At 68.5% G+C, this 3591-nt stretch carries 3 protein-coding genes; all 3 read right to left on the minus strand.

Going from position 1 to position 3591, the window contains the following annotated elements; genetic code table 11:
• Window positions 1–11 precede the first annotated feature (11 nt).
• Window positions 12–1427, minus strand: a complete 1416-nt coding sequence (locus BDIM_RS00645; RefSeq protein WP_003163634.1) for a sensor histidine kinase — start codon at window positions 1425–1427, stop codon at window positions 12–14.
• A gap of 9 nt (window positions 1428–1436) precedes the next feature.
• Complete coding sequence (locus BDIM_RS00650) at window positions 1437–2108, minus strand: response regulator transcription factor (RefSeq protein ID WP_003163635.1); 672 nt, start codon at window positions 2106–2108, stop codon at window positions 1437–1439.
• A 65-nt stretch (window positions 2109–2173) separates the two neighbouring features.
• Window positions 2174–3591 (minus strand): Do family serine endopeptidase (locus BDIM_RS00655; RefSeq protein ID WP_155818581.1); only part of this gene is annotated, 1418 nt, incomplete at its 5' end.

Genomic DNA, 3591 nt, shown 5'->3' on the forward strand with positions numbered 1-3591 from the left:
CAGGGTCTCGCTCACGCCTCAGCCTCAGGCGCCCGCGTCGCGGCGGGCAGGATCAGGGCCACGCGCAGGCCCGGCCCGCGTCCGTCATAGACGCCCGGCCCCTCGTCCAGCTGGATGCGACCGCCGTGCGCCTCGGCCACCGCTGTCACCAGCGACAGGCCCAGGCCCGACCCCGGCTCGGTGCGGCTGTTGTCCAGTCGCACGAAGCGTTGCAGCACGCGCTCGCGATCCTCGTCCGGCACGCCCGGCCCGTTGTCAGTCACGGAAAACTCCACGTCGCCCGACGAGCGCCGCCGCGCCCGGAACGTCACCGCCCCGCCCTCCGGCGTATATTTGATGGCGTTGTCGATCAGATTGGCGAGCGCCTGGGCCAGGAAGGGCTGATTGCCCTCGATCATCAGCCCCTTCTCGATCTCGGCGGCGAACTCCAGCCCCTTGTCCTCGCCCGCCGGTTCGTACAGCTCGGCCATGTCGGCGGCCAGATCGGCGGCGTCGAACACCTTGGGATCGGGCGCCCCGCCCGCCTGCAGACGGGCGATGGCCAGGACGGTGTTGAAGGTCTTGAGCAACGCGTCCGCCTCGTCCAGCGCCACGCCCAGGGCGTCCACGCCGGACGTTCGCCCCGCCTCGGCGTCGATCAGGGCGACCTCCATCTTGGCCTTCATCCGGTTCAGCGGAGTCCGCAGGTCATGGGCGATGGCGTCCCCGGCATGGCGGATCGAGGCCATCGAGCCCTCCAGCCGGTCCAGCATCCCGTTCAGCCCCTCGGCCAGTTCGTCCAGCTCGTCGCCGGAATGGCGGATCGGAACGCGCGTCTTCAGGTCGCCCTCCTGCACCGCCGCCACCACGCGGTTCAGACCGGCCATGGCGCGTTCAACGCCCCGGCTGATCCACAGCCCGCCGCCGACGCCCAGCACAAGCACCATGACCATCGCCCCCCACAGGGCTTGGGTCAGCCGCGCCAGATAGGCCTCGATGTCGCCGATGTCCTCGCCGACGAACAGGTGTTCGCCGCCGGACAGGGGGGTGTCGATGCCGATCGACTGACGCCGTCGAACACGGCCGTCTTCGTCCGTATCCGTCAGACGAAAGCTGTCCCACTGCCCCGGCTTCACCCCGTCCGGCACGTCGGTGATATTGGCGGTGATGATGCGGCCGTCGGCGTCCTTGAAGACGTAAAGATAGGGTCCGTTGCGGATCGCCCGCTCGACAAGCGCTTGATTCAGAGCGTCGCGCCCGCGCGTACGATAGATGGCGGTCAGGCTTTCGACTTCGCCCTGAACGCTGGCCTCGGCCCGCGCCCGCGCCTCGGACGCCGAGGCGAAATAGACATAGGCCAGCACCGCGCTGGCCGTCGCCACGAACAGCGCGAGAAACAGCAGCGTCAGCCGAAAGGGCGTCCGTCGAAAGAGCGAGGGCAGTTTCATGCCGGGGCCTTACGCCTCCAGCCGGTACCCCGCGCCGCGCACGGTCTGCAGCATGGCCTTGTCGAAGCCCTTGTCGATCTTGGAGCGCAAGCGGCTGATGTGCACGTCGATGACGTTGGTCTGAGGGTCGAAATGGTATTCCCAGACCTTCTCCAGCAGCATGGTGCGCGTCACCGACTGGCCCGCGTGGCGCATCAGGAACTCCAGCAGCTGGAACTCCCGCGGCTGCAGGTCGATCTCCTGGCCGTCGCGGTGGACGGTGCGGGCGATCAGGTTCATCTCCAGGTCGCCGACCTTGAGCACGGTCTGGACCCCGCCCGTCTCGCGGCGGCGCGACAGGGCCTCCACCCGCGCGACCAGTTCGGCCAGGGCGTAGGGCTTGACCAGATAGTCGTCGCCGCCCGCCTTCAGGCCCGTGACGCGGTCCTCGACCTCGCCCAGGGCGGACAGGAACAGCACCGGCGTCTGGTCGCCCCCCTTGCGGATGGTCTCGACCATGGCGACGCCGTCCAGGCGCGGCATCATGCGGTCCACGACATAGACGTCGTAGCCGCCCTTCTGCGACTCAAGCAGGCCGAAGGCGCCGTCCACCGCATGGGTGACTTCGTGCCCGGCCTCGCTGAGGCCGCGCACCATGGCGGTCGCGGCTTCAGCGTCGTCCTCAACCACCAGAATACGCATGCAGCCTCCCAAAAAAGATTCGGCGGCGATGTTAGCGCATCGCCGCCGATCCCGTGAGTTACGCCTTATTCAGACTTGGCGAAGGGCAGAACCACCGGCGTGTTCCCGGCCGACGTTCGCACCAGCAGCAGGACGCCGGGTCGGTTGGCTGACCGTGCGGCCTCGACGGCATCGCGGAGCTCCTTCACCGAAGACACCGCACGACCGTTGGCCTGGACCACGACGAAGCCTGGACGGAAGCCCAGACGCGCCGCGCGCGACTGAGCGTCAATCGCGGTGACGACCACCCCGCGCGTCTCAGCCGGAAGCTCGAAACGGCTACGCAAGGCGGCGCTGATCGGCGCCACGGTCAGACCTTCGATCTTCTCGCCCGCCACGGCTTCGGGCGTATCCGGCGTCGTCGCATCATCGCTTTCGGCCTCGGCGGCGCCGAGGTTGGCGGGACGGGTGCCCGCGCGAACATTGATGGTCTGGCGGCGCCCCTCGCGCAGCAGTTCGAGCCGCAGCACGTCGCCGGGCTTCGCAGAGCCCACAGCACGGGTCAGTTCATTGCTGCCGATGATCGGACGGCCGTTCAGCGAGACGACGACATCGCCCGCCTGCAGCCCGCCTTGCTCGCCCGGCGCCCCAGCGGTCACCTCGGTGATGTAGGCGCCCTTAGTGCCCTCCGGCAGGCCCAGGCTCTCGCGATACTCATTGGTCAGATTGCCGATCGTCACGCCCAGATAGCCGCGCTCGATCTTCTCGCCGCGCATCAGGCGATCCGTGGTGTCCTTGGCGATCCCCGCCGGAATGGCGAAGCCGATGCCGACCGAGCCGCCCGTCGGCGAAAAGATCGCCGTGTTCACGCCGATGACGCGGCCATAGATGTCGAAGGTCGGGCCGCCCGAGTTGCCCCGGTTGATGGCGGCGTCGATCTGGATGAAGTCCGTATAGGGGTTCTCATTGCCGCCGATGGCGCGCGACTTGGCCGAGACGATACCCGCCGTTGCCGTGCCGCCCAGGCCGAAGGGGTTGCCCACGGCGATGACCCAGTCGCCGACGCGCGGCTCCGCCTTGTCTTCAAAGGAGACGAAGGGGAAGGCCGAACCTTCGACCTTGATGACCGCCAGGTCCGTCAGCGGATCGCGTCCGATCAGGCGCGCTTTGAGCTCGCGTTCGTCGTTCAAGCGGACTGTGATTTCCTCCGCATTTTCGACGACGTGGTTGTTCGTCACGATGAAGCCGTCGCCCGAGATGAAGAAGCCCGACCCGGCGCCTGCGGCTAGCTGGGTGTTGTCTTCGCCTTCCTCGCCCGATCCGCCCGGCGCGCCGGGGATGGGCACGGCGCCGAAGCCGGGGATCTGGAACACGCCGCCGCGCGGGCGCTGGACGCGGGTCTTCACGTCGATCTGCACCACGGCGGGGGCGACCTGCTGGAAGATGTCGGCGAAGCTGAGCGGCGCGCCCTGCGGCGGGGCGAAGGCCAAGGCTCCCGGCCCCG

The organism is Brevundimonas diminuta ATCC 11568 (assembly GCF_000204035.1).
GTDB classification, from domain to species: Bacteria; Pseudomonadota; Alphaproteobacteria; order Caulobacterales; family Caulobacteraceae; genus Brevundimonas; species Brevundimonas diminuta.

Coding starts and splice junctions, on each gene's coding strand:
- BDIM_RS00645 (WP_003163634.1), bottom strand. CDS start 1,427: ATGAAACTGCCCTCGCTCTTTCGACGGACGCCCTTTCGGCTGACGCTG.
- BDIM_RS00650 (WP_003163635.1), bottom strand. CDS start 2,108: ATGCGTATTCTGGTGGTTGAGGACGACGCTGAAGCCGCGACCGCCATG.